The following is a 25,915-nucleotide window of genomic DNA, read 5'->3' as shown; positions in this document are numbered from 1 at the left end:
CCTTCATACTTCAGGGTCATGCTCAGTCAGGAGGATTACTTGCTTTCCGTGGTCAAAACTGCTTTGCGTGACAGGTTAATCCGGCCCTGCTGATCGATTTCGGTGACTTTCACCGTAATCACATCACCAATAGCCACCACGTCTTCCACCTTGCCTACACGTTCTGTAGAGAGTTGGGAAATATGAACGAGACCGTCTTTATTCGGAAGAATTTCAACGAAAGCACCGAATTTTTCAATCCGTTTTACTGTACCGGTATAAATTTCACCTACAGCTACTTCACGTACGATTCCTTCGATAATCGACAGTGCCTTCTTGTTCATCTCGGCATTGGTAGATGCAACAAATACGCGTCCATCCTGCTCGATATCAATCTTCACACCGGTTTCTTCGATGATTTTGTTAATGATCTTGCCTCCGGCTCCGATAACGTCACGAATTTTATCCGGATTGATCTGCATCGTAATAATTTTCGGCGCGTATTGGGAAAGGTTTTCTCTCGGCGTTTTGATGACTTCTGTCATCTTGCCAAGAATGTGCAGCCGCCCTTCTTTCGCCTGCTCCAAAGCTTCCTGAAGAATCGCACGGTCGATCCCGTCGATCTTGATGTCCATCTGAATCGCTGTAACGCCGTCAGGTGTTCCCGCAACTTTGAAGTCCATATCTCCAAGATGATCCTCCATGCCTTGGATATCCGTCAAAATGGAAACATGGTCCCCATCTTTAATAAGACCCATGGCCACGCCAGCTACAGGTGCTTTAATTGGTACACCCGCATCCATCATAGCCAGTGTACTGGCACAGATGCTCGCCTGAGATGTCGATCCGTTGGATTCGATAACCTCGGAAACCAGTCGGATGGTATATGGAAATTCTACTTCATTGGGAATAACCTTGGACAACGCACGCTCACCCAATGCCCCGTGCCCTATTTCACGGCGTCCCGGTGCGCGCAGAGGACGAGCCTCACCCACACTGAATGGAGGGAAATTGTAATGATGCATGAAACGCTTCGTTTCTTCCAGCTTTATGCCATCCAGAATTTGAACGTCACCCAGCGCGCCTAGTGTACAAACACTGAGAGCCTGAGTTTGTCCACGTGTAAACAGACCGGATCCATGTGTACGAGGCAGCAGGTTGGTATCACATTCGATTGGACGGATTTCTGAGAGTCCCCGGCCGTCCGGACGCACTTTATCATGCGTGATCAAGCGTCTGACTTCCTCTTTCACGATATCATGCAGCACTTCCTTGACATCCTTCAGCAATTCCGGTGTTTCCATATATTTCTCTTCAAACACGGTATATGCTTCGTCACTGATGGCATCGATGGCATCCTGGCGCGCATGCTTCTCTTCAATGCGGACAGCTTCTACCAGACGCTGGGCAGCAAATTCGCGAACTTCGCTGTTTACTGTTTCGTTGACGGCATGAAGCTTAACAGCCATCTTCTCTTTACCTGCAGCAGCAGTAAGTTCTTGGATCGTCGCGACGATGTTCTTGATCTCGTCATGGCCGAACATGATCGCTTCCAGCATGATCTCTTCCGGAAGTTCGTTCGCTTCAGCTTCTACCATCATAATGGCATCTTTGGTGCCTGCTACGACCAGATAAAGATCACTGGCTTCCTGCTGAGCTATAGTAGGGTTTATGACGAATTCTCCGTTAACCCGTCCCACAGCTACACCGCCGATAGGTCCATTAAACGGCACATCCGAAATGCTGAGTGCTGCTGAAGTACCGATCATTGCCGCAATCTCAGGCTCACAGTCCTGATCCACACTCATGACCAGATTTAACACCTGCACATCATTCCGGAAACCTTCAGGAAACAAAGGACGAATCGGACGGTCTGTCAGACGGCTCGCCAGAATCGCCTTTTCACTTGGACGTCCTTCCCGCTTAATGAAGCCTCCAGGTATTTTCCCTACCGCATATAGTCTTTCTTCATAATTCACGGTCAATGGAAAAAAATCCAGATCCTTTGGTGCACTGGACGCGGTTACGGTACATAGCACTGCCGTTTCACCGTAACGTACCATGACCGCTGCGTTGGCCTGCTTGGCCAGTCTGCCGGTTTCCAGGACGAGCGTTCTTCCTCCCAGCTGCATTTCTACACGTTGTTCCATATAATCCCTCCTCCTAAGAGCTATCCTGACTTAACAGGTATTCACTATGTTTCAGTATTGCCTGATTACTTATGTTCTAAAAAAAGAGCCCGGCTGCGCCGCTGTCGTTCCAAGAAGGACAGTGGACAACCAGGCTGCTTTTTTGATACACCTTATCGTTATTAGCGGCGTAATCCAAGCTTCTCGATCAAAGCGCTGTAACGTTTAACATCCTTGTTTTTCAGGTATGCAAGCAACTTACGGCGTTGGCCGACCATTTTCAACAATCCGCGACGGGAATGATGATCTTTCTTGTGCGTACGCAAGTGGTCAGTCAGGCTCGTAATATTCTCCGTTAGGATAGCGATTTGCACCTCTGGTGATCCTGTATCGGACTCATGAGTTTTGTGCGTGTCAATCAGCTGTTGTTTACGTTCTTGAGTTAATGCCATCCTGTTCACCTCCTTCATTATAATCGCCATTAGCCTCGTTGCCGATGGTGAGATCGTGCAACCAAGCCAAGGTTAAAGGCGTCCGGAAATCCGAAGCCTTAAAGAGTATAGCATAGTTTACCTTAAAAAGAAAATGAAACATGGACAAATCATTAAAAAATAATTCAGTCTAAAAATAGCTGCCTTGTTTCATTCACATCCTGAGAAATACGATCAATCAATTCGTTGATGGAATTGAATTTAAGCTGGCCTCGGATAAAAGCAATCAAATCTACAGTCATGACCTGACCATACAGATCGCCTTCAAAATCAAGCAGATGCACCTCGTATACCGGCTCGGCCATCCCTTCATGAAAAGTAGGCTTGAGACCGATACTCATAACACCTTCACGCCATACGCCATCTGAGGAACAGTGTGCTCTAACAGCATAGACCCCTTGAGCAGGTGTTACATAAGGTGCCTTAAGCTCCAGGTTCGCTGTAGGGAAGCCAATTTGCCGGCCGCGCTTTTCACCATGGATGACTGTTCCAGAAATGCGGTAATGACGCCCTAAAGAGCGGTTGACTTCATCCATCCTGCCGGCCTGCAGTGCAGTACGGATGGGGGAACTCCCTACCTTCTCACCATCCACGAGAAGAGGGGGAACGATGACCACCTCCATCATACCTCCACTCATCTCATGCAGCATATCGGCATGTCCAGCCCCTTTATGTCCGAAGCGAAAATCAAATCCTACCACAATGGTATGAAGCTGCAGGGGCTTCAGTACCTCGGAGATAAATTGTTCCGGACTGACTAAGGAAAATTCCTCATTAAAATTCATTACATACAGTACATCGACACCCATATCAGCAAGCAGTTTCTGCTTGTCTTCCTGCGGAGTCAGATAGCCTTCATAATTCCCCTTACGCATCACGTCTTTAGGATGGGGAAAAAACGTCATGACCGCAGCAGGATGGCCTTCCCTGCGCGATATTTCAACAGCTGTCGAAATCACGCTGGCATGCCCCAGATGAAGTCCGTCAAACTGACCGATAGCTGCCGTCTGCGCATGTCCGTGCCGGGAGATCTGTTCTACGGTTAGAGGAAAAGACAGCGAAACGATTTCCATATGCTCTTCACCTGCAATTCACTTATATAAAATCGGCTGCCACTAATTAAACACCTTGACGGGTATTATAGCGCCCGATTCTTCCTGCCTGCGAAAAATGCCAAGGAACCGGTTTTCTGTATCGTACAGCCTTAGATCATCATGATGTTCTACCGGAGGCAGGACAGCACGGAATGAAAGCCGCTGTCCCTGCAGTGCCGCACTTCTCTTCTCGTCACTCACCGTATGTGACGGAAGATGCTGAATCGCCTGATCTGGAGGGACAAGCGCTGAAACCAGTGTGCCATCCTCCATATGACGGGATATCTGTTCCAAACTCAGACAATGTGATGCCGATATACCTGCAGAAAGCGTACGCTCCAGTTTCACCATAACTGCAGGATATCCCAGAGCTTTTCCGATATCGACACATAAAGTGCGTATATAGGTTCCTTTGGAGCACAGCACCCGGAATGAAATGTCCGTCTCGTGATCCCGCTGCACAAAATCCGTCATCTCGATCTCGTAGATCGTAACACTGCGGCTCTTGCGCTCCACTGTTTTTCCTTCGCGAGCAAGCTCATAAAGCCGCTTCCCTCCCACTTTAACAGCAGAATACATCGGAGGGACTTGTGAAATCTCTCCTAGGAAAGAAACCAGTGCCTCTTCTGCTTCCTCACGGGATACATGGACTTCATCCACCCGCTCAGTCACTGTCCCTGTAATATCCTCTGTGTCGCTTGAGAATCCGAGACGAAGCACCGCATGATATTCTTTGGGAAGCTCCTGCATATATTCGACAACCCGCGTCGCTCGTCCCAGACAAAGAGGAAGTACCCCTGTGACTTCAGGGTCCAGCGTACCTGCGTGTCCAATTCGTCTCATACCTAATATACCGCGTACTTTAGCCACCACATCGTGTGAGGTCCATCCGGCTGGTTTATCAACTGGAAGTATACCATCAAATTCTGTCATAATGCTTTTTTCACCACTTCTACAACCTGAGTTATGACACTTTGTAAATCCCCTTCGATTCGGCACGCTGCCGCACGGACATGTCCGCCGCCGCCAAATGACTGGGCCAGGGCAGCCACGTCCACATGTCCTGCAGATCGAAAGCTTGCCTTGACAGCCCCGGATTCCAGAGATTTAAACAAAATACCTACTTCTACACCTTGAATATTACGGGGATAATTTACAATCCCTTCGAGATCTTCATTTACGGCTCCCGTTTCTCTCATTTGTTCAGGAGTAACAAAGACCCAGGCAATCCTGCCATCATCGGTCATCTGTAACGTGTTTAAAGCCTGAACGAGCACCTTTATTTGAGGAAGGGTCATTTCTTCTAGCAGCGACTCGGCAAGGTCAGGTCCGTTTACTCCATGTGATAGAAGCTCTGAAGCGATGCCCATAACTTTCGAAGATGTGTTTGAATATCTGAAACCGCCTGTATCTGTAAGCAGACCTGTATAAATAGCTGAAGCGATATCAGCGTCCCACTCGACATCAAACGAATTCAGCAGATCATACAAAATTTCTGCGGTAGCGGCTGCTTCCGGAAGTACAACATTCACATGTCCATACCGGTCGTTCGTGGGATGATGGTCGATATTCAAAAGGAGTGACTGTTCCGAGAACAGCTCCTGCGTCCTGCCGACACGCTGAAAATCCGCGCAATCCACACAAATGATATTGTCGAATTTACGTTTTGGCCGGTTTACCGACATATCCAGCAGCTCGTCTGCATGCCAAAGAAATTGCATCCGTTTCGGGATCACACCTTCGTTGATCATTACGAATTTCTTGCCCAAACGCGAGAGAAGCCAGCCCACCGCGAGGGTGGAACTGACTGCATCTCCATCGGGCTGAACATGCGACACGATCAGATAATCATCATGCTCCAGCAAAAATTGTTTTGCCTGCTGAAGTTCCTGTTCATAAGTCAGCATTCGCCTTCTCCTTTATGAAACAATTGATCTAACTGTCTTCCCGGTCACCGATTTCGCCCAGCAGTTTCTCAATGCGGCTTCCGTATTCGATGGATTCATCGAACTTGAACAACAGCTCAGGCACATGCCGGAGGCGGACCCGTTTCCCGAGTTCCGAGCGGAGAAAACCGTTTGCTTTCTCCAGCCCTTTCAGGGTAGCCGCTTTTTGTTCATCGTCACCAAGCACACTGAGGTACACTTTCGCCTGGGACAAATCGCTGGTTACATCGACACCTGTTACGGTAATGAAGCCGATTCTCGGGTCTTTCATTTCGGTCTGGATAAGCTGGCTCAGCTCTTTCTTGATCTGCTCTCCAACCCGTCCTGTACGAATTTTAGCCATGTCTAATTCACCTCTTTACCTTAGCGCTCCACTGTTTCCATGATAAAGGCTTCGATAACGTCTCCTTCTTTGACGTCACTATAGCTTGCCAAAGTAATCCCGCATTCATAACCCTGTGCGACATCTTTAGCATCATCCTTGAAACGTTTGAGGGAATCAATCTTGCCTTCATGAACAACAATGCCGTCTCGAATCAGGCGCATTTCTGCATTTCGGGAAATTTTACCTGAAGTTACCATACAGCCTGCGATTGTGCCGACCTTGCTGACTTTAAACGTATTACGCACTTCTGCATGACCGATGACGGTTTCCTTATATTCAGGATCCAGCATCCCCTTCATAGCCTGTTCAATTTCCTCAATTACATTGTAAATGACACGATGCAGACGAATATCAACTTTTTCCTGGTCTGCCGTTTGTTTAGCCTGGGTATCAGGTCGAACGTTAAATCCAATCACAATTGCATTGGAAGCCGCTGCCAAAATAATATCGGACTCGGTAATGGCTCCTGCACCGCTGTGTAAAATCTTAACGCGAACGCCTTCCACTTCAATCTTGTTCAATGAGCCTTTAAGTGCTTCGACAGAGCCCTGCACATCACCTTTGATAATAACATTCAGGTCTTTCATTTCACCGTCTTTGATATGTTGAAACAGATCATCAAGGGTGACACGAGTTCCGTAGTTCAACTCAGACTGACGCTGTGTAATCGCACGTCTGTCAGCGATAGAGCGGGCTTTACGCTCGTCCTCAAACACCAGGAATGGATCGCCGGCACCAGGAACTTCGGTCAAGCCTGTGATTTCTACAGGTGTAGAAGGACCGGCTTCCTTTAAACGGCGACCTTTATCATTAACCATGGCACGGATACGTCCGAAGCAGTTACCTGCCACAAATGCGTCTCCAACCTTCAGTGTTCCGTGCTGTACCAGAATACGGGCAACAGGACCTCTGCCTTTATCCAGTTCGGCTTCAATTACGGTACCGCGAGCCCGCTTATCCGGGTTAGCCTTGTACTCATTCACTTCAGCCACAAGCAGGATCATTTCGAGCAGATCTTCAAGACCCATGCGCTGTTTCGCCGAAACATTCACAAAGATCGTATCGCCGCCCCATTCCTCAGGAACAAGCTCATACTCGGTCAATTCCTGCTTTACTTTATCCGGATTCGCGTCCGGTTTGTCGATCTTGTTCACAGCTACGATGATTGGCAGGCCAGCTGCCTTGGCGTGATTGATAGCCTCAACGGTCTGCGGCATAACACCGTCATCCGCTGCGACTACGATAATCGTCATATCTGTTACCTGCGCACCACGTGCACGCATAGCTGTAAAGGCTTCGTGACCCGGTGTATCGAGGAACGTGATTTTTTTGTTGTTGATCTCTGCCTGGTACGCTCCGATATGCTGTGTAATGCCGCCTGCTTCAGCGCCAGTTACATTCGTAGAACGAATGGCATCAAGCAGCGTCGTTTTACCATGGTCAACGTGACCCATAATAGTTACGACAGGAGGACGTTCTTTCAAATCTGCCTCTTCATCCGTTTCTTCCAATGTTTCGAAGCGATCTTCCTCCACCGGAATCTTCACTTCAACTTCAACGCCGAATTCACCGGACAGAAGGAGGATGGTGTCGATATCAAGCTCCTGATTGATGGTAGCCATCACACCGAGGAAAATCAGCTTCTTGATCACTTCAGAAGCATCCTTATGGAGCAGTTTTGCCGTTTCACCGACCGTCATATTACCACGGACGATAATTTTCTTCGGCGTGTTGTCGATTTTCTCGCGCGGAGGCTGGTTCTGATTACGTCCGCGGTTGTTCTTTCCGCCGCGGTTGTTGCGGTACCCGCCCTGACGATTGTCGTTAGAATTCTTGAAGCCCGGGCGATTGTTGTTGCCGCCGCCTCCACTGCGATTTCCGCCGCGTCCACCGCTGTTGTTATTGCTGCCGGAGTTGAACCCGCCGCCGGTACGCTGCTGGCTGTCGGAACGACCACTTTGCGTACCTGCTCCCTGAGGACCGCGGTTGTTCGATTGCTGTCCGGAATTTTGCTGCGGACGGCTGGCCCCCTGCTGACCTGAGCTTTGAGGAGTTCTGTTTCGATTGTTGTTCGAGCTTCCCTGAGTTGTCGATGAATTACTGCTTCTGCGGTTATCCTGCCCGCCGCTTGAACGCTGCTGGGAACCGGAAGTCTGGTTTTGGGTTTGTTGATTTCTACTATTCATACCTACCTGCTTTTCCTGTTGTTTTTTGGGCTGGCCCTGCTCCTGGGTTTGAACTGAATCTCTTTGACCTTGACTGCGGCTGCCGCCATGCCCATTCCGGCTGCCGTCGTTTGTATTGCCTGATGCTTCCGCTTGTGATTTCACTGCCTGTGCAGAACCATTATCTGATACAGATGCGGGCTTGCGCTGCTCACCGCGGGAAGTTTCGGAACCGTCTCTCTTTGAAGCAGCATTCGATTTAATATCTTTGAAAAACTGCTCTACTTTCGATACGGTGTCGTTCTCCATTACACTCATGTGATTATTAACCGGAACGTTCAAACGCTTAAGAATGGTTATAATCTCTTTACTGCTCATATTGAGCGATTTGGCGTACTCATATACACGAAGTTTATTGTCCTTGTTTTCCTGTTTACTCAATATACTCCACCTCCGACATTGTCTCCAATTTCTTAGAGATCATTTCTGCGAATCCTTGATCCGTAATGGCCAGCACAACCCGCTCGGGTTTACCTACGCTTGTGCCCAGTCTTTCCCGGTCAAATCCGATTACCAGAGGGATTTTGTAAGAACCGCATTTATCGCGGAACTTCTTTTTTGTATTATCTGAGGCGTCACCCGCCAGAATGACCATTTTTGCTTCAGTTGACCGGACGGCTTTGAGTACGATCTCATCGCCGGTAACCACTTTGCCTGCGCGCATAGCAAGACCTAAATTGGAAAGCAGCTTATTATTCATCCGATTCCCGATCCTTCGCCGCAAGAAATTCCTCTTCCACCTGGACAAAATCCTGAGCCAGCTGCCCATAGATTTCGGAATGGACAGGAGCTTTCAATGCACGGTCCAGCGCTTTGTTTTTCTGTGCCAGTTTGAAGCAAGACAGCTTTCCACACAAATAAGCGCCCCTGCCTGACTTCTTGCCTGTCAGGTCAATAAGCACTGTATCTTCGGGTGTTTTCACAACACGGATAAGCTGCTTTTTGGACATCATTTCCTGACATGCCACGCATTTTCGAAGCGGTATTTTTCTTTGTTTCACTACCAGCACCCCCGTCAGTTTGACTTAGTCGACGGAGACGGAATCCTGATGCATTTCACCTGTCAGGGTTTTGGGTCTGCCGTATTCCTGTTCCGCCTGGCTTTCACTCTTAATATCGATTTTCCAACCTGTCAGCTTGGCTGCAAGACGGGCATTCTGACCTTTGATCCCGATTGCCAAAGAAAGCTGATAATCAGGCACAATGACACGGGCCATCTTCTCGTCTTCAAACACCTGTACCTCCAGAACCTTGGAAGGGCTCAGTGCGTTTGCAACATACTCCTCCACCTGCTCCGAGTAACGGACGATGTCAATTTTCTCACCGCGCAGCTCGTTAACGATAGTTTGGACGCGCATCCCTTTGGGACCGACACATGATCCCACCGGATCTACCTCTTCATTGCGTGAATACACCGCAATCTTCGAGCGGAAACCTGCTTCACGTGCAACCGAACGAATTTCAACGACGCCGTCAAATATCTCGGGAACTTCCAGTTCAAACAAACGTTTCAACAGTCCTGGATGTGTACGGGAGAGAATAATTTGAGGACCTTTGGTGGTGTTCTCGACTTTTGTGATGTAAGCCTTGATCCGATCACCGTGCTTGAATTTCTCGTTAGGCATCAGTTCTGTCAGCGGCAGGGCTGCTTCGATTTTGCCAAGGTCGATATAGATGTTACGCATATCCTGACGCTGCAGCGTGCCGGTTACAATATCATCTTCTTTATCGATAAATGCACTATAGATCAAACCTCGCTCCGCTTCACGGATACGTTGGGTTACGACCTGTTTGGCAGTCTGTGCTGCAATCCGTCCGAAATCTCTAGGTGTCACTTCAATTTCAGCTACATCTTCAACCTGAAAATGCGGGTTGATTTCCCGGGCAGCCGGAATCGAAATTTCAGTGCGTGGATCCAACACCTCTTCTACTACGAGCTTACGGGCATATACCTTGATCACACCTGTATTCCGGTTCATATCGACCCGTACATTTTGAGCGGTGTTGAAGTTCCGCTTATAGCTCGAAATCAGCGCGGCCTCAATCGCTTCAAACAGCACATCCTTGCTGATCCCTTTATCTCTCTCCAACTCGTTCATTGCTTCAATAAAATCCATACTCATTGAAAATCGGTTCCCCCTTTCATAAATACCGTTTAAAAAATGATGGCCAGTCTGGCACTGGCAACTCTACCGTATGGAACGACGTGCGTTTTCTTGCCGGTCTGAATCACAAGTTCCTCATTGTCAAAAGAAAGAAGTTTACCTTCAAATTCTTTCGTTCCGTCCAGTGCTTCATATACCGTTACAAAAACATCCTTGCCAACGGCTTTCGCCACGTCTTCCTGCTTCTTCAGCGGACGCTCTGCACCGGGAGAGGATACTTCTAAAAAGTAAGCGGTCGGAACCGGATCATTCTGATCCAGCTTCTGGCTCAGGTATTCGCTGATCAAGCCGCAGTCATCAATGTCAATGCCGCCGTCCTTGTCTACAAATACACGTAAAAACCAATTGCTTCCTTCTTTTACGTATTCCACATCTACCAGCTCAAAGCCGCGTTCTTCCAAATACGGCTGCACCATCTCTTCTACGGTACTTTTAATCTTCGATGTGCTCAAAGAACATAACCTCCAACACTTCATTTCCTATATACCAAAGAGTAAAGAGTGGGTTGCCCCACTCTTTACACAACGGTTTTATCTCCATGATTACCAAAAAAATTATAACATAGTCTGCCAATAGTGACAAGTATGAGTCCTTGACTGCCATCACGCTCTGCAACTCCGCAGCGTGCATTCGTATCGGACATCTGCGCCATAAATTAGATCAAAACAGAGAAAGCTGGTTGCTTTCCGGCAGGCCTCTGAAGCAGCCCATCTGTGTAAGAAGCTCGACTGCTGTTTTGCTGGCCTTGGATTTCTGCTGGAAATCTTCAATGGACAAGAACTCTCCCTGTTCCTTCGCAGCAGCGATATTTCGGGCTGCGTTATCCCCAATGCCCTGCAGGGCCGAGAATGGCGGAATCAGTGCATTGCCATCCACTGTAAATCTTAAGGCATCGGAACGATACAGATCGATGCTCTTGAATGTAAATCCGCGTGCGGTCATCTCCAATGCCATCTCAAGAATGGAAAGCATGCTCTTCTCTTTGGTACTGGCCTGAAACCCAAGCTGTTCGATCTCCACAATGCGCCGATGAATGGAGTCATATCCCTGGCAGCATAACTCGATATCGAAATCTTCCGCTCTCACCGAGAAGTATGTTGCATAATACTCAATCGGATAATACAGCTTGAAATAGGCTGTCCTTACGGCTGAGATGACATAGGCAGCAGCATGCGCTTTTGGAAACATATACTGGATCTTCAGACAGGAGTCAATGTACCACTGCGGAACTTTACAGCGCTTCATCTCATCGATCCAGTCCTGACTCAGACCCTTGCCTTTACGTACACTTTCCGTAATTTTAAAGGCCAGACCAGCATCCATACCCGCTTTATAAATCAAAAACAGCATAATATCATCACGACAGCCGATCACGGTCTTGATGTTGCAGGTGCCATTCTTGATCAGCTCCTGTGCATTCCCCAGCCAAACACCGGTTCCATGAGACAGCCCGGAAATTTGCAGCAAATCTGCAAAGCTGGACGGCTGGGATTCGATCAGCATCTGACGTACGAATTTGGTTCCCATCTCCGGCACCCCGAAAGTAGCTACAGGCGAGCGGATCTGCTCCGGAGTAACACCCAGCGCCTCCGTCGAGTTAAACATACTCATGACTTTAGGATCATTCATCGGAATCGTTGTCGGATCCACACCGGTCAGATCCTGCAGCATGCGCATCATGGTAGGGTCATCATGTCCCAGTATATCCAGCTTCAGCAGGTTCGCATCAAAGGCATGATAGTCAAAATGGGTCGTCTTCCACTCTGCCTTAACATCATCTGCCGGAAATTGAACAGGCGTAATATCCTCGACTTCCATATAATCCGGGACGACGACGATACCACCCGGATGCTGCCCGGTGCTTCTTTTCACGCCGGTACATCCGCCAGCCAGTCTGCTGAGCTCTGCTCCGCGCCAGCGCTTCTGATGCTGTTCCTCGTATTTTTTGGCAAATCCGAAAGCCGTCTTTTCAGCTACTGTACCGATCGTGCCTGCACGGAATACATTCTTTTCTCCAAACATGACCTTCGTGTAATTATGAGCTTCAGGCTGATATTCGCCAGAGAAGTTCAAGTCAATATCCGGAACCTTGTCGCCTTTGAAACCAAGGAACGTTTCGAACGGAATATCCTGTCCCTCACCTTTTAACGGACTCCCGCAGTCCGGGCATACTTTATCCGGCAGATCGAAGCCGCTCGGCACACTTCCGTCAAGAAACCATTCACTGTGCTTGCATGCGGCATTGCGGCATATATAATGGGCAGGCAGCGGATTTACCTCTGATATTCCTAGAAACGTAGCGACCACGGAGGAACCTACAGATCCCCGTGATCCGACGAGATATCCGTCCTGATTGGACTTCTTCACCAGCTTTTCTGAGATGAGATAGTTGGCAGAGAAGCCGTATTTAATGATCGGCTCCAATTCTTTTTCCAGCCGTGCCACAACGACTTCTGGCAGATCTTCACCGTAAATCGATTTGGCCGTATCGTAGCAGGTGCTGCGTATTTCTTCATCCGCGCCTTCCAGAATAGGTGTGAACAGCTTGCTTGGAAATAACTCCAGCTCTTCAAACCGATCAGCCAGGTCGTTTGTATTCTGGACGACAATCTCAAAAGCCTTGTCTTCACCCAGATATTCAAACTCCTCTAACATCTCCTCCGTGGTACGGAAATGCGCGTCCGGCTTACGCAAGTCTTTCAGTGGGCTGAAGCCGGTGATGCCGTGGATTGTAATATCCCGATACAACTTGTCTCTGGGCTCCAGATAATGCACATTTCCGGTAGCGATGACCGGCTTGTTCAATCGCTCTCCGATCGCTATCACTTTACGGATTGCTGTTTTCAGCACGTCAGGACCCGCGACGAAGCCTTTATCCACCAGATGCATATACATGGTCAGGGGCTGAACTTCCAGCACATCATAGAACTGTGCGACTTCTTCAGCTTCTTCTTCGGTTTTATTCAGGACCGTTTCAAAAAACTCGCCTTTTTCGCAGCCTGACAACACGATTAAGCCGTCACGCATCTCCACCAGCTTGGATTTTGGAATACAAGGCACCCTTTTAAAATGTTCGGTGTGTGACATGGAAACCAGCTTGTACAAGTTTTTCTTGCCTGTACTATTTTGTGCGTAAATGCCGCAGTGAAAAGGCCTTGTATTGCTCAGATCGGTACCCACATAATCGTTCAGTCGATCCAGCATCTTGATGCCTTTCATCTTGTCTACATCCGCCAGCAAACCATTAAGGATTCCTGCCAGTGCGACGGTATCATCGATGGCCCGGTGATGGCTTTCCAGCAGCACTTTATACTTGTCCGCCAATGTGTTCAAACGATGGTTTTTCATACCTGGATGCAGCATTCGAGCCAGCTCGAGCGTATCCAGATATGGATTGTCCAGCAGGGGCATACCTGCTTGTTTAAGTGAGGCTTGAATGAAACCCATATCAAATCTGGCGTTATGAGCAACAAGTACGGCATCACCGATAAACTTGACGAACTCTGCCAGTACAGGCGCAAGATCAGGAGCATCCTTGACCATTTCGTCTGTAATATTGGTGAGCTGCTGAATATGATAAGGAATTTTCTCATGTGGATTAACGAAGGTTGCATAGCGGTCAATTTCCTTACCCTCGAACATTTTAACAGCAGCCAATTCGGTAATTTTATTTTGAGTGATCGACAGGCCTGTGGTCTCAATATCAAACACAACGTACGTGGCCTTGCTCAACTCAATAGGAATGGCCTGCTCTACGACATTAACGGCGTCATTGACTACATTGGCTTCGATGCCATACAGCATTTTAATACCGTTTTTCTTCGCATGTTTGTCCGCATCGGGATAACACTGCACACCGCCGTGATCGCTCACAGCAATCGCTTTATGCCCCCATGAAGCTGCTGTTTTTACATATTTGTCAATTGGAGTAACTGCATCCATCGTGCTCATCGTCGTATGGAGGTGAAACTCTACCCGCTTGACAGGCGCATTATCCTTGCGGGATGGCGGTGCTTTCACTTCGATCAGATCCGAAGGCATCATCACCAGCTCTGGCACCTGCATAAACCGGTCATACTCAACACGCCCACGGGCCTTCACCCATTTACCGTCTGCCAGCAGATTCAGTATCTTGACATCATCTTTGGTTTTAGCGAACATCTTCATCTGCAGGGAATCACTGAAATCCGTCAGGCTGAACATGAACAACGTGCTTCCGTTACGCAGTTCTTTGCGGTCCAGTCCAAATACCGTTCCCTGGATCGTAATCTTCTTCTCTTCATCCTGAATGTCCTGGATAGAAACAGGCTGATCCTTAATATCGTACCCCACCTGCAGCTTAAGCTCGCCTTCTTCCTCATCTGGAAGATTCTCAGCTTCCAGGCTGGACATCAGTTTCTCAATCACTTCACGTTCTTCTTCACGCTTCTTCTGTTCAAATTCCTCAAAGGCTGCCTGATCGCTGTCCCCTACTTGAATCTTCACACGGAGACGAAGTCCGAAGTACTGACGAAAGAAGCGTATAATCGCTTCATCAATCTGCTTCTTGCGAGCCAGTTCCTGTGCCATGTTGTCAGGCATATTCAAGATCAGCTGATCCTCATTCAGCTCATGCTTGGCCCGTGCCATCCAGCCGTTGACGGAGGGTACTTCCCGCTGAACCCACTCTAGAAAAAGAGACCAGTATTCTGCAACGATATCCGCTGGCAAGACACTCTCCTGATAGAGAAAAACAAACCGGATTTTAGCGATATGGCTCAGCTTTTCCTGAATTCTGAGGCAGAACGAACGATATACCTCTGAGGGTACCAGGCTGTCTTTGTGCAAAGTAATATGCCATTCGCGGCTCTCGCGGCGGATCTCGACCTGTTCAATCATGCCATCCATAAAATAGGGATCGACCAGATTGGCCGGAACCTCCCCCTGCTTCATCAGCAGTTCAAATCTTTTTCTTTTATCATCCTCTATGCCCATGGTTCCCCTCCCTGCTTGTACCATGACGGTAAACCTATACGAAAAAAAACGAAAAGCTTCCGGGCAGCACATCAAACTCCTCTACCCTACAGAGTGTTATGCCATCCAGAAGCTTTCCGGAAGATATGCGTTTGATTTTACTTTATCACATTAATAAGCTTTTGCGAACAGGACGGTATGTTTTGCCTGCTCACCGCAAACCAGACATACAGTCTTTTCCGTAGTCGTGTCAAAAGGAATGTTCCGGCTCGTAGCTCCTGTTTCCTGTTTAACCGTCTCCTCACAAGCATCCGAACCACACCAGCCTGCCAGTGTGAAGCCGCGCTTGTCGTCCATACTTTCTTTCATTGCATCGAGCGTATCGACATCATAGAAATGATCCTCGCGGAACTGCTTCGCTCTGTTGAACATTTCCAGATGAACCTGTTCCAGCATAGCTTGTACTTCCTGAACAAGCTCCGATTGCTGGATGACTTTCTTCTCGCCTGAAATGCGGGACACAAGCACACAGACGCCATTCTCCATATCACGCGGCCCAATTTCAAGACGAACAGGTACACCGCGCATTTCATATTCATTGAACTTCCACCCTGGGCGTGCATCTTTGTTATCGTCCACACGCACCCGGACACCGGCTGCTTTCAGCTGGCTGAATAGCTCGTCTGTTCGCTCCAGCACAGCATCCCATGTTTTTGGAGGGCCAATCGGAACCATAATAACCTGGGTAGGAGCCACCTTCGGAGGCAGTGCCAAACCGCGATCGTCACCATGAACCATAATTAGGGAACCGATCAGACGCGTGCTGACCCCCCATGAAGTGGTATGGGCAAATTCCAGCGTATTGTCTCGGTTTAAGTACTGAATCTCAAAAGCTTTGGAGAAGTTGGTCCCCATATAATGAGATGTACCGGCTTGAACGGCACGGCCGTCTTTCATCATCGCTTCGATGGAATAGGTATCCATGGCACCGGCAAATTTCTCGGACGGTGTCTTCTGACCTTTGATGACCGGAATTGCGAGGTAGTTCTCCACAAAATCAGCATAGATATCAAGCATCTGCATCGTTTCTTCACGAGCCTCAGCTTCGTTTTCATGGGCGGTATGACCTTCCTGCCACAAAAATTCACTTGTACGCAGGAACGGCATTGTCCGCTTCTCCCAGCGAACCACGTTGGCCCACTGGTTAATGAGCACTGGCAGGTCACGGTATGACTGTATCCATTTGGAATACATATGACCGATCATAGTTTCAGAAGTAGGACGAATCGCCAGTCTTTCCTCCAGTTTCTCCCCTCCTGCTTCCGTTACCCACGGCAGTTCAGGGTTAAAGCCCTCTACATGTTCTTTCTCTTTCTGGAAAAAGCTTTCCGGTATAAAAATAGGAAAATAGGCGTTGCGGTGTCCGGTCTCTTTAAAGCGGCGATCCAGCTCATCCTTGATGTGCTCCCAAATCTCATACCCGTCCGGTTTAAAGACAATACAGCCCCGTACCGGCGAATAATCCATCAGATCAGCCTTTTTAATGACATCAATATACCAGCGAGAGAAATCTTCTTCCTGTGGCGTGATTTCAGTCACGAATTGTTTATCCTTAGACATAAGAATACTTGTCCTCCCATATGAATCCTCAAATAATAGACAAAAAAGTGCGGCCTAATGCGGCTTGCGCATCAAGCCGCAGCAGTTAACCGTTAATTAAACGCAGTATATCATTATAGGTTACAGCGATCATCAGCAGAAACAGCATCGCAAATCCGATGAAATGGACCATACCTTCCCGGTTCGGGTCGATCGGTTTTCCGCGCAGCGCCTCAACCCCGAGGAAGATGAGTCTGCTTCCATCCAGTGCAGGCACCGGAAGAAGGTTGAATATGCCGAGATAAAGACTAAGAATCGCAGCCCAATAGGTCAGCTGTTCAATGCCCTGCTTGGCGATCTGACCCGTCACCTCGAAGGTACGTACAGGACCGCCAATATCGTCCATATTAAACTGCTGAATCAGCTGCCGGAACCCTTGGAATATGATTCCTGTCGTGTCCACCATCGCAGTTCCAGCTCCAGTGATGGTCTCACCGATTCCAGCGGAACGGCTTGGCAGTTCTGGCACAATTCCGACCTTGCCACCCTCCTGGCCTTCCATCGCACGAGGAGTCAGCGTCACATTAAAGGTCTCCTCACCGCGGCGTACCGTCCAGTCCATAGGCGTATCCTTGGATACAGCGATCAGTTCAATCATCTTCCTGTAATCAGCCCCGATGGCTGTACCATTAATCGTTTCGACGATGTCGCCTTCACGAAGATCTGCCTCATCTGCCGGCATACCCTTGGTAACCTCACCGATCTGCACGTAGGTAGGATTCTCGACTGGGATGCCAGCCATCTGAAGGTGCAGAGCAAACAGCACAAACGCCAAAATAAAATTCATAAGCGGACCTGCAAAGATGGCTAATGCCCGCTGTCCTACCGTCTTGCTGCCAAACTGACGGTTTTTGGGTGCGATCTGAGTCTCTGTTCCTTTCACAACCAGCACAGCCTGAGGATGAACCTCGTACTGTTGAAACTCTCCATCAACATCCAGACGGAGCGAAAGGCGTTCTTCCAGGTCGATGAACTGAACTTCACCGCGTATGACCTGCTTCCGGTTATCCAGCTGGTCCAGATAAATCCGCTTCACCTGATTGTTCTTGTCCAGCCTGACGGCAATCGTCTGACCTGCCTGGATTTCAACGAGCTCAGGATCCTCACCGGCCATCCGGGCATATCCGCCGAACGGCAGCAGACGAAGTGTAAATTGAGTTTCATTACGTTTATACGAGAACAGTTTCGGACCGAAACCGATCGCAAATTCGCGAACCAGAATACCCGCGCGCTTGGCGAAGTAATAATGACCCCATTCATGTACCGTGACGATGACGAAAAACATCAGCACCGTCAAAAATACGACCTGCACCATCTCCAATATTGACATCCCCCTTTTTCATCTGAGAACGCAGTTAGTCCCACTAGATTATCATTATTCTCCGATTAGCCGCAAGAGAATCAATGAAGTCAGCTTTTTCAGGGGAAAATACAACAGCCGCATGTAAAACCCTACAGACGTCCTGCCATCTCACGTGTCAGCAGATCACTTTCCTGAATCATTTCCAGTGGCGGATTTGAGACCGGGTTATGAGAATTCAGCGCTTCCTCAATGATCCGTTCAATATCCAGAAATGAAATTTCGCGGTTCAAAAAACGTGCGACTGCAATCTCATTGGCCGCATTATAAACCGTAGGTGCCGTACCTCCTATTTTACCACATTCAAAGGCAAGCCTTAAACAAGGAAAACGATCATAATCCATCTCCCTGAAATTCAGTCTGCCTGCTTCAGCCAAAGAAAGTTTGGGTGAGGAGGCATTCCAGCGTTCCGGGTATGTCAGCGCATATTGAATCGGCACTCTCATATCCGGATTCCCCAGCTGTGCAATAATGCTCGAATCCTTGAACTGAACAAAGGAGTGAATAATACTTTCAGGATGAAGAAGAACGTGAATACGTTCATATGGCAGGCCGAACAGCCAATGGGCTTCAATGACTTCTAATCCTTTATTGACCATGGTCGCTGAATCAATGGTAATCTTGGCTCCCATGGACCAGTTCGGATGCTTCAAGGCATTTTCCACAGTGACATCCTTTAACTGATCTCGTCCCAAATCACGGAAAGATCCTCCTGAAGCGGTCAAGGTGATGATATCCACATCATCCATACGCTCTCCGTTTAGACATTGAAATATTGCAGAGTGTTCGCTGTCAATGGGTAGAAGACGTACCCCTTTATCTTTAGCCAGGGCAGTTACGAGGTGACCGGCAGTCACCAAGGTTTCCTTGTTGGCCAGACCGATCGTTTTTCCGGCGTCAATCGCAGCTAACGTTGAAGGCAGACCCATACTCCCTACAACCGCCGTGACAACCATTTCGGCATCGCTGCCGGCACCAGCCTCAATCAAGCCTTCATCGCCATAATACAGCTTCGTACCCGCCGGCATTTCATGAGCGATACGCTCAGCCAATTCCTTCGTTCCAACAGACACGATTTTCGGTTTAAATGTATGTACCTGCTGGATCAGCAGCTCTGAATTACTACCTGCCGCAAGTCCTTCGATCTGAAACTGTTCCGGATGACTGGAGATCACGTCCAGCGTTTGAGTCCCGATAGAACCCGTGGATCCGAGTACGCTGATTTTCTTCATCGTTTAACATGTTCCTTTCTTCAATAAGGCAGCAGCCCCCAAATATGAACGAACGGAAATACAATGATCCAGCTGTCACACCGATCCAGAATCCCGCCATGGCCTGGGAGAATACTCCCCGAATCCTTAATGCCGTACACGCGTTTATACGCTGATTGAATCAAGTCGCCCAGTTGTCCGATTACCGCGCTGACCAGCCCGATTAGCACCGCATTTCCCAACGGAAGTATCCCGTCTGAAAAAAGAGAGAACAGGATTGATACGAGCACGGCAATTACAACACCACCGAGAGCCCCTTCAACGGTTTTGTTAGGACTGATTGCAGGCCAAAGCTTGATCTTCCCCAGCTTCTTACCAACAAAGTATGCCCCCGCATCACTGGCCCAAATGCTGGCAAACAAAAGAAATGTCCAAAACAGGCCGTGTCCATCCGGCGTGCTGCGAGATTCTGCAATGTAAGCAAATCCTGCACCGATATAGACGGTACCCAGAAACAGCAGAGACACCTGCTGAATGTTGGTTTTATTTTTACTCATTACGGTAACAACCAGAAAGAGAAACAACAGCGTCCATATCACTTGAATAAACGTAAACTGAATCGCTATCCCCGAAAGATTCCAAGGAAAAACAAACCACGCTACTCCCAGGTAGCCAAGAATTGCCGTTCCTCCAAAGGGAGATATCTTAACCATCTTTGCAAACTCATAAAACCCGATCAGGGACATGGCAAAAATCAAAAGATGATACCAGAGACCGCCAGCAAAGCATAGTCCGAGAAAAAGCACACCCGCAATTATCCCGGTAATCAACCGCTGTTTCATAAAACTGCAACCTCCATAACTAGGTCAAACCGCCATATCGGCGTGTTCTGTGTTGATATTCTGCAACAGCCTCTATCAAATGCTCTCTTGAAAATTCAGGCCAAAGTATATCTGTGAACCACAGTTCACTGTATGCCAGCTGCCACAGCATAAAATTGCTGAGACGCAGCTCGCCGCTGGTACGGATCAGCAGATCCGGATCCGGGAGATTGCCGGAAAGCAGTCTGGATCCGATATATTCCTCTGTAATATCCTCTGGAGAAAGTGTCCCTTGGCTTATATCCTGCCCCATACGTTGTAAACATTGAGTAAGTTCTTTGCGGCTGCCATAATTCAACGCAAAATTCAAAACAAGCCCGTCATTGTTCGCCGTTCTCGCTACTGCCTCTTTCATCGCTTCCAGCGTATGGGGTGGAAGATCTTCCGGATGGCCCATCATGGTAACCCGTACATTTTTCTCGATAAGCTCTTCCAATTCAATGGCTAAAAACTCTTGCGGAAGCTTCATCAGGAAATCGACCTCATCTTTGGGACGTTTCCAGTTTTCCGTTGAAAAAGCATACATTGTTAATATCTTGATCCCTAAATCATCTGCTGCAATTGCTGCTCTCTTTACCGCTTTCATCCCGTTTTGATGTCCCAGTATTCGCGGAAGCCCGCGTCTCTTGGCCCATCGTCCATTGCCATCCATGATGATGGCGACATGCTCAGGAATGTTATCCGATGAGAGCTCGCGCACAGGCTGACTGTCCTCACGATTTAACCACGAACGAACTCGTTTGATCATTCTATTTCCTCCAGCATCACTCTGCTTGAAAGAGACCAAAACCCCACCGCTGACGGAGGGGCCAAATGTCTCTATACTTCCATAATCTCTTTTTCTTTGGCAACGAGCACTTTGTCGACTTCTGCGATAAACTTATCCGTCGTCTTTTGGATATCGTCCTGATGTCTCCGGGACTCGTCCTCGGAAATGTCCGTTTTCTCCATTTTCTTGATGTCATCGTTCGCATCCCGGCGAATATTGCGGATGGCCACTTTCGCTTCTTCACCGAATTTCTTCGTCATTTTCACGAGCTCGGCTCTCCGCTCTTCTGTCAGTGGAGGAATCGACAAGCGGATTTGGTTACCATCATTAGCTGGTGTAAGACCAAGATCCGATTTCATAATTGCCTTCTCGATATCTCCAAGAGAAGTTTTGTCCCAAGGCTGAATCATCAGCGTTCTCGGGTCTGGAGTTGTAATGTTGGCAAGCTGACTGACAGGCGTCGGCGCTCCGTAATACTCCACCTGAATCCGATCCAGAAGGGCGGTACTGGCTCTTCCGGCACGCAGGGTAGCGAGGTCTCGTTTCAAAGAAAGAATTGCTTTTTCCATACGTTCTTCAGCACTCTTCTTGACCGTTTGCGGCATTAATCTACACTCCCTTTTACGATGGTTCCTATTTTTTCTCCCAAAACAACACGCTTGATATTCCCTTGCTCCGTGATTGCGAATACAATCAATGGGATATTGTTATCCATGCACAGGGATGAGGCGGTAGAGTCCATGACTCCCAGGTTTTTGTTCAGAACTTCAAGGTACGTAAGCTGCTCATATTTCTCAGCTGTGCTATCTTTGAACGGATCAGCAGAATAAACGCCGTCAACCTTGTTCTTCGCCATCAGAATGACTTCAGCTTCGATCTCAGCCGCTCTTAACGCAGCGGTGGTATCGGTTGAGAAATAAGGATTACCTGTACCTGCTGCAAAAATGACGACACGTCCTTTTTCCAGATGGCGGATCGCTCTGCGGCGGATATAAGGCTCAGCAATTTGCTGCATGGAGATGGACGTCTGAACTCGGGTTGGAACACCAATCTGCTCCAGCGCATCCTGCAGAGCCAATGAGTTCATCACCGTTGCAAGCATGCCCATATAATCTGCGGTGGCCCGGTCGATTCCGTTCGCACTGCCTGCAATGCCTCTCCAAATATTTCCTCCACCACATACTATGGCCACTTCCACGCCAAGCTCTATCACGTCGCGAACCTGCTCAGCAATCGAAACAATCGTTTCGGCATCAATACCGTAACCGTTTTGGCCTGACAGGGATTCTCCGCTGACTTTCAATACAACACGTTTAAATACAGGCTGTTCCAAATGTATACCCTCCACTTAAAGACAGCTCCCTTGTAAGAGGCAGTCTCAGATCCACTTTATAAAAGAAGGAACACAAAGTGTTCCGCCTCTTTTATTCTATGTCAGCTATTTGCAGCTTATTTATTCACCTGAGCCATAACTTCTTCTACGAAATTATCTTGTTTCTTTTCCAGACCTTCACCCAGTTCGAAACGTACAAAACGACGGATAGAAATGTTCTCACCGATTGTGCTGATTTTTTCGTTCAACAGTGTGCTGATCGTTTTGTCTGGATCCTTAACGAAGTATTGCTCCATGAGACAGTACTCTTCATAGTACTTGTTGATGCGGCCTTCAACCATTTTCTCAACGATTTTTTCAGGCTTGCCTTCGTTCAGTGCCTGAGCTTTCAAAATTTCTTTTTCTTTCTCAAGCTCTTCTGTTGAAACTTCTTCACGACGCACATATTTCGGATTTGCCGCTGCAATGTGCATAGCGATGTCACGAGCAAACTCTTTGAACTGGTCTGTTTTGCCTACAAAGTCGGTTTCGCAGTTGATTTCAACCAGAACACCAATACGGCCACCGCCGTGAATGTAAGATTCCACTACACCTTCCGTTGCAACACGGCCTGCCTTGCTTGCTGCTGCAGACAAACCTTTCTCACGAAGCAAAGCAATCGCTTTGTCGATGTCGCCATTTGTTTCGTCAAGCGCTTTTTTGCAATCGAGCATACCTGCTCCAGTTCTTTCACGAAGTTCTTTTACCGCACTAGCTGATACTGCCATTAGAAATCCCTCCAGTGGTTAAATTGACTTTCAATTGTAAGTCGTTAAGTATATGTGAACCTATTACACCTTAAAAAAAGGGCAGTGAGAGGTTATCCACCTGCCAACCACCCTTTTCATTTAATTCATTCTATATACGCGCGCCTTAATTAGGCAGTTCCTTCTTCACCTTGATGTGCTTCCACAACAGCATCGGCCATTTTACCAGTCAGCAGCTTAACGGCACGAATCGCGTCGTCATTGCCCGGAATTACATAGTCGATTTCGTCAGGATCACAGTTGGTATCAACGATACCTACGATTGGGATACCCAGTTTGCGCGCTTCTGCAACAGCGATACGCTCTTTACGAGGATCGATGATGAACAGTGCGCTAGGCAGGCCCTTCATGTTCTTGATTCCGCCCAGGAATTTTTCAAGACGATCTTTCTCTTTGCGGAGAAGGATTACTTCTTTCTTAGGCAGTACTTCAAATGTACCGTCTTCTTCCCATCTTTCAAGTTCTTTCAGACGGTTAATACGCTTTTGAATGGTTTCGAAGTTTGTCAGGGTTCCGCCCAACCAACGCTGGTTAATGTAGTACATTCCGCAGCGTTCTGCTTCTTCTTTCACAGAATCTTGAGCCTGTTTTTTTGTACCTACGAACAGGATCGTTCCATTGTCAGCGGAAAGGCCTTTTACAAAGTTAAAAGCTTCTTCCACTTTCTTGACCGTTTTTTGCAGGTCGATGATGTAAATTCCGTTTCTTTCAGTGAAGATATATCTGTCCATTTTCGGGTTCCAACGACGAGTCTGGTGACCGAAGTGTACCCCAGCTTCCAAGAGCTGTTTCATGGAGATAACTGCCATCTTCACACACCTCCTAAGTTTGGTTTTTTTGTGTGCCCTCCGCTAAGTTCATCTCCCGTTAAAACTTTCTTTTGAAAGCACCCTTAACGAGATTCCTCAGCGTGTGTTTTTAACACCGTCAATTAATATATCATATCCATGATAATGATGCAATTTATTTATATTGCCTAAAATAAAAACGCCCGGCAGTTGATGGCTGCATGGACGTTCACTGGCCTGCTTTATTCGAGATTTTCGATATAATCGAGTCAAAGCTCTCTCCCTGTTTAAAGGTGAACATGCCCTGCTGGATTGACAGGTTGATTTTCTTCTTTGTGGCAGCGGCAATGAATGCCTGTTCATCATCAATGACTCCGGCTTCCTTTAAACCTGCAGCAACGTCTTTCAGATGGCTTCCATTACGAATATTGTATTGAATATTGGCTTCTTTAGGTTGAGTGGGAGCTTTAGGAACTGCCGCCTCGCTGTTCTTTGGAGGTACCGTCGCTTTCGGTGCCGTGCTGGCTTTTGGTGCCGTGCCGGCTTCCGGTGCCTTGGGCTTGTCCGGTGTCTGCGGCTCTTCAGCCTGCTGCGACGACTCCTGTTTCTCTGCCCACTGCTCCTCTGTCAGCAGCTCCTCCGAAACCTCGTTAACCTGAAGATTAAGAGTTTCTGCAGCCCGCTCAAGCTCTTCCCTGCTCCATTCTTCTGCTGCCGGCTCCTGAGGCTGTATGCCGCGTTCTCCCAAGATCATAAACTGAAGCAGTACGGCTCCCAGTATGAGACCCAAGCCGAGACCATTCCAAAAGATTCGGTTTTTGATCATATGGACTCCTCCTGCTTGGCCAGCTGAATGATCAGCTGCACCTCGCCCCTCTGCATCCCGGTCGACTTGGCAATCATGTCGATGGATTTTCCCTCCTGATGCATTTCAAACAAGGGACCATACCGGTCTTTGATCGTCGGTAAGCGCTCAGCTTGTTCAGTTATATCCGGTGTGAGAACTGCAGCCAGCTTCATCTGGGCATCATTGATATCTGTTTCAGCAGCTGATAAGCGGGATTCTGTATTGCCCAGCTGCTGCTCCAGCTTCAAGAGCCGTTCTTGATACTCACGCAGTTCATGGTGGTGAACCGCTTGTTTATCCATAAATTCTTGTTTCATCTTGGCTACCAGCTCCACAAGCTGTTCATTCTCCAATTGAATCTCGCCAATGTACTGCTCCAGGGTTATTTCCACTTCCTTGACGAGCTGCTCTGATGACTTCAGTGTCTCTTGATTCCTAGGCAGCATCCACGCATAGAGCAGCGCTGCAACACCCATTAACGCAACATAAATCCAAGAACCCAAATCTGTTAACTCCTTTACAGTAGAAAAAATGTCTTACAGCGATATATCGAGATGATGACCTTTATAGGGATGATCTGCAGGCTGTGAGGTTTCCTGTTCTCCAGTACGGTTTTTCTCCTGCTCCAGCTGGTGGTGTGAACGGCTGCTTCCGTCATCCCGCACAGCAGACTCTGCAGTTTCATCCACTTCTGCGCTTCTTTGAGAAGCTTCACGGCTCTGTTTGTTTTCTTCAGCAGACAAAAAAGCTTGATCCTGGGAAGGACGCTGATGGTATTCCTGCTGCATCCTTCCTGCTTCATTAGTACGGTGTACGGCAATCTGCAATTCTACGGATTTCAAACTCAAGCTGCATCACCTCATCTTTGTCATGAGTAACCGCCTTATAAAACCA

24 protein-coding genes are annotated in these 25,915 nt (G+C 48.1%); all 24 read right to left on the bottom strand.

The genetic code is table 11. The features are described from left to right. Positions 1 to 35 precede the first annotated feature (35 nt). A complete protein-coding gene (gene pnp / locus HII30_RS10555) occupies positions 36 to 2,129 on the bottom strand; it encodes a polyribonucleotide nucleotidyltransferase (protein ID WP_169504994.1) in 2,094 nt (697 codons plus the stop codon). A gap of 161 nt (positions 2,130 to 2,290) precedes the next feature. Continuing rightward, entirely contained in the window at positions 2,291 to 2,560 is a 270-nt protein-coding gene (gene rpsO / locus HII30_RS10550; RefSeq protein WP_169504993.1) for a 30S ribosomal protein S15, read from the bottom strand. Between the two features lie 164 nt (positions 2,561 to 2,724). Further along, on the bottom strand, positions 2,725 to 3,672 hold the full coding sequence (locus tag HII30_RS10545) for a bifunctional riboflavin kinase/FAD synthetase (RefSeq protein ID WP_169504992.1): 948 nt from the start codon (positions 3,670 to 3,672) through the stop codon (positions 2,725 to 2,727). 42 nt (positions 3,673 to 3,714) lie between these two features. Further along, on the bottom strand, positions 3,715 to 4,626 hold the full coding sequence (gene truB / locus HII30_RS10540; RefSeq protein ID WP_169504991.1) for a tRNA pseudouridine(55) synthase TruB: 912 nt from the start codon (positions 4,624 to 4,626) through the stop codon (positions 3,715 to 3,717). Beyond that, positions 4,623 to 5,600, bottom strand: a complete 978-nt coding sequence (locus tag HII30_RS10535) for a DHH family phosphoesterase (protein ID WP_169504990.1) — start codon at positions 5,598 to 5,600, stop codon at positions 4,623 to 4,625. The genes truB and HII30_RS10535 overlap by 4 nt, the downstream gene beginning before the upstream one ends. Before the next feature lie 28 nt (positions 5,601 to 5,628). Beyond that, a complete protein-coding gene (gene rbfA, locus HII30_RS10530) occupies positions 5,629 to 5,982 on the bottom strand; it encodes a 30S ribosome-binding factor RbfA (RefSeq protein WP_169504989.1) in 354 nt (117 codons plus the stop codon). A 20-nt stretch (positions 5,983 to 6,002) separates the two neighbouring features. Next, positions 6,003 to 8,630: a translation initiation factor IF-2 gene (gene infB / locus HII30_RS10525; protein WP_169504988.1), complete on the bottom strand. Its 2,628-nt coding sequence runs from the start codon at positions 8,628 to 8,630 to the stop codon at positions 6,003 to 6,005. After that, positions 8,623 to 8,949, bottom strand: a complete 327-nt coding sequence (locus HII30_RS10520) for a L7Ae/L30e/S12e/Gadd45 family ribosomal protein (protein ID WP_211184532.1) — start codon at positions 8,947 to 8,949, stop codon at positions 8,623 to 8,625. The genes infB and HII30_RS10520 overlap by 8 nt, the downstream gene beginning before the upstream one ends. Continuing rightward, positions 8,942 to 9,250, bottom strand: a complete 309-nt coding sequence (rnpM, locus tag HII30_RS10515; RefSeq protein ID WP_169504986.1) for an RNase P modulator RnpM — start codon at positions 9,248 to 9,250, stop codon at positions 8,942 to 8,944. Before rnpM ends, HII30_RS10520 begins: the two co-directional genes overlap by 8 nt. A 24-nt stretch (positions 9,251 to 9,274) precedes the next feature. Next, on the bottom strand, positions 9,275 to 10,372 hold the full coding sequence (gene nusA, locus HII30_RS10510; RefSeq protein ID WP_169504985.1) for a transcription termination factor NusA: 1,098 nt from the start codon (positions 10,370 to 10,372) through the stop codon (positions 9,275 to 9,277). A 32-nt stretch (positions 10,373 to 10,404) separates the two neighbouring features. Further along, on the bottom strand, positions 10,405 to 10,866 hold the full coding sequence (gene rimP, locus HII30_RS10505; protein ID WP_169504984.1) for a ribosome maturation factor RimP: 462 nt from the start codon (positions 10,864 to 10,866) through the stop codon (positions 10,405 to 10,407). 208 nt (positions 10,867 to 11,074) lie between these two features. Continuing rightward, positions 11,075 to 15,388 carry a PolC-type DNA polymerase III gene (locus HII30_RS10500; RefSeq protein ID WP_169504983.1) on the bottom strand — a complete coding sequence of 1,438 codons (4,314 nt, stop codon included), beginning with the start codon at positions 15,386 to 15,388 and terminating at the stop codon, positions 11,075 to 11,077. A 150-nt stretch (positions 15,389 to 15,538) separates the two neighbouring features. Beyond that, entirely contained in the window at positions 15,539 to 16,987 is a 1,449-nt protein-coding gene (gene proS / locus HII30_RS10495) for a proline--tRNA ligase (protein WP_169504982.1), read from the bottom strand. A gap of 85 nt (positions 16,988 to 17,072) precedes the next feature. After that, positions 17,073 to 18,356 carry an RIP metalloprotease RseP gene (gene rseP, locus HII30_RS10490; RefSeq protein WP_425495989.1) on the bottom strand — a complete coding sequence of 428 codons (1,284 nt, stop codon included), beginning with the start codon at positions 18,354 to 18,356 and terminating at the stop codon, positions 17,073 to 17,075. Between the two features lie 122 nt (positions 18,357 to 18,478). Beyond that, positions 18,479 to 19,618 (bottom strand): 1-deoxy-D-xylulose-5-phosphate reductoisomerase, encoded by a 1,140-nt coding sequence (locus HII30_RS10485; protein WP_169504980.1) that lies wholly within the window; start codon positions 19,616 to 19,618, stop codon positions 18,479 to 18,481. A gap of 20 nt (positions 19,619 to 19,638) precedes the next feature. Next, positions 19,639 to 20,439, bottom strand: coding sequence for a phosphatidate cytidylyltransferase (locus tag HII30_RS10480; protein ID WP_169504979.1), 801 nt, complete (start codon positions 20,437 to 20,439; stop codon positions 19,639 to 19,641). Between the two features lie 19 nt (positions 20,440 to 20,458). Then, positions 20,459 to 21,226 (bottom strand): undecaprenyl pyrophosphate synthase, encoded by a 768-nt coding sequence (gene uppS, locus HII30_RS10475; protein WP_169504978.1) that lies wholly within the window; start codon positions 21,224 to 21,226, stop codon positions 20,459 to 20,461. A 71-nt stretch (positions 21,227 to 21,297) separates the two neighbouring features. Next, positions 21,298 to 21,852: a ribosome recycling factor gene (frr, locus tag HII30_RS10470; protein ID WP_169504977.1), complete on the bottom strand. Its 555-nt coding sequence runs from the start codon at positions 21,850 to 21,852 to the stop codon at positions 21,298 to 21,300. Then, entirely contained in the window at positions 21,852 to 22,580 is a 729-nt protein-coding gene (gene pyrH / locus HII30_RS10465) for a UMP kinase (protein ID WP_169504976.1), read from the bottom strand. The genes frr and pyrH overlap by 1 nt, the downstream gene beginning before the upstream one ends. A gap of 116 nt (positions 22,581 to 22,696) precedes the next feature. Continuing rightward, positions 22,697 to 23,347 (bottom strand): translation elongation factor Ts, encoded by a 651-nt coding sequence (tsf, locus tag HII30_RS10460; protein ID WP_169504975.1) that lies wholly within the window; start codon positions 23,345 to 23,347, stop codon positions 22,697 to 22,699. 149 nt (positions 23,348 to 23,496) lie between these two features. After that, the gene (gene rpsB / locus HII30_RS10455; protein WP_169504974.1) at positions 23,497 to 24,195 is read right to left on the bottom strand and encodes a 30S ribosomal protein S2; all 699 of its coding nucleotides are present in this window, start codon (positions 24,193 to 24,195) and stop codon (positions 23,497 to 23,499) included. A 208-nt stretch (positions 24,196 to 24,403) separates the two neighbouring features. Continuing rightward, on the bottom strand, positions 24,404 to 25,000 hold the full coding sequence (locus HII30_RS10450) for an endolytic transglycosylase MltG (protein ID WP_169504973.1): 597 nt from the start codon (positions 24,998 to 25,000) through the stop codon (positions 24,404 to 24,406). Then, a complete protein-coding gene (locus tag HII30_RS10445) occupies positions 24,997 to 25,524 on the bottom strand; it encodes a hypothetical protein (RefSeq protein WP_169504972.1) in 528 nt (175 codons plus the stop codon). The genes HII30_RS10450 and HII30_RS10445 overlap by 4 nt, the downstream gene beginning before the upstream one ends. A 33-nt stretch (positions 25,525 to 25,557) precedes the next feature. Then, on the bottom strand, positions 25,558 to 25,869 hold the full coding sequence (locus HII30_RS10440) for a hypothetical protein (protein WP_169504971.1): 312 nt from the start codon (positions 25,867 to 25,869) through the stop codon (positions 25,558 to 25,560). Positions 25,870 to 25,915: the final 46 nt, after the last annotated feature.

This window comes from Paenibacillus lemnae (assembly GCF_012933385.1).
GTDB lineage: Bacteria > Bacillota > Bacilli > Paenibacillales > Paenibacillaceae > Paenibacillus_AQ > Paenibacillus_AQ lemnae.
This window is presented reverse-complemented; position numbering and strand designations above follow the sequence as displayed.

What these genes read in the sequence shown, in the direction of transcription:
- HII30_RS10500 (WP_169504983.1), bottom strand. Translation starts at nt 15,388, where the DNA reads ATGGGCATAGAGGATGATAAAAGAAAAAGATTTGAACTGCTGATGAAG.
- rpsO (WP_169504993.1), bottom strand. Translation starts at nt 2,560, where the DNA reads ATGGCATTAACTCAAGAACGTAAACAACAGCTGATTGACACGCACAAA.
- HII30_RS10545 (WP_169504992.1), bottom strand. Translation starts at nt 3,672, where the DNA reads ATGGAAATCGTTTCGCTGTCTTTTCCTCTAACCGTAGAACAGATCTCC.
- proS (WP_169504982.1), bottom strand. Translation starts at nt 16,987, where the DNA reads ATGTCTAAGGATAAACAATTCGTGACTGAAATCACGCCACAGGAAGAA.
- truB (WP_169504991.1), bottom strand. Translation starts at nt 4,626, where the DNA reads ATGACAGAATTTGATGGTATACTTCCAGTTGATAAACCAGCCGGATGG.
- rpsB (WP_169504974.1), bottom strand. Translation starts at nt 24,195, where the DNA reads ATGGCAGTTATCTCCATGAAACAGCTCTTGGAAGCTGGGGTACACTTC.
- HII30_RS10450 (WP_169504973.1), bottom strand. Translation starts at nt 25,000, where the DNA reads ATGATCAAAAACCGAATCTTTTGGAATGGTCTCGGCTTGGGTCTCATA.
- HII30_RS10520 (WP_211184532.1), bottom strand. Translation starts at nt 8,949, where the DNA reads ATGAATAATAAGCTGCTTTCCAATTTAGGTCTTGCTATGCGCGCAGGC.
- rbfA (WP_169504989.1), bottom strand. Translation starts at nt 5,982, where the DNA reads ATGGCTAAAATTCGTACAGGACGGGTTGGAGAGCAGATCAAGAAAGAG.
- uppS (WP_169504978.1), bottom strand. Translation starts at nt 21,226, where the DNA reads ATGATCAAACGAGTTCGTTCGTGGTTAAATCGTGAGGACAGTCAGCCT.
- pnp (WP_169504994.1), bottom strand. Translation starts at nt 2,129, where the DNA reads ATGGAACAACGTGTAGAAATGCAGCTGGGAGGAAGAACGCTCGTCCTG.
- rseP (WP_425495989.1), bottom strand. Translation starts at nt 18,356, where the DNA reads ATGTCAATATTGGAGATGGTGCAGGTCGTATTTTTGACGGTGCTGATG.
- frr (WP_169504977.1), bottom strand. Translation starts at nt 21,852, where the DNA reads ATGCCGCAAACGGTCAAGAAGAGTGCTGAAGAACGTATGGAAAAAGCA.
- tsf (WP_169504975.1), bottom strand. Translation starts at nt 23,347, where the DNA reads ATGGCAGTATCAGCTAGTGCGGTAAAAGAACTTCGTGAAAGAACTGGA.
- HII30_RS10535 (WP_169504990.1), bottom strand. Translation starts at nt 5,600, where the DNA reads ATGCTGACTTATGAACAGGAACTTCAGCAGGCAAAACAATTTTTGCTG.
- HII30_RS10485 (WP_169504980.1), bottom strand. Translation starts at nt 19,618, where the DNA reads ATGAAGAAAATCAGCGTACTCGGATCCACGGGTTCTATCGGGACTCAA.
- HII30_RS10480 (WP_169504979.1), bottom strand. Translation starts at nt 20,439, where the DNA reads ATGAAACAGCGGTTGATTACCGGGATAATTGCGGGTGTGCTTTTTCTC.
- nusA (WP_169504985.1), bottom strand. Translation starts at nt 10,372, where the DNA reads ATGAGTATGGATTTTATTGAAGCAATGAACGAGTTGGAGAGAGATAAA.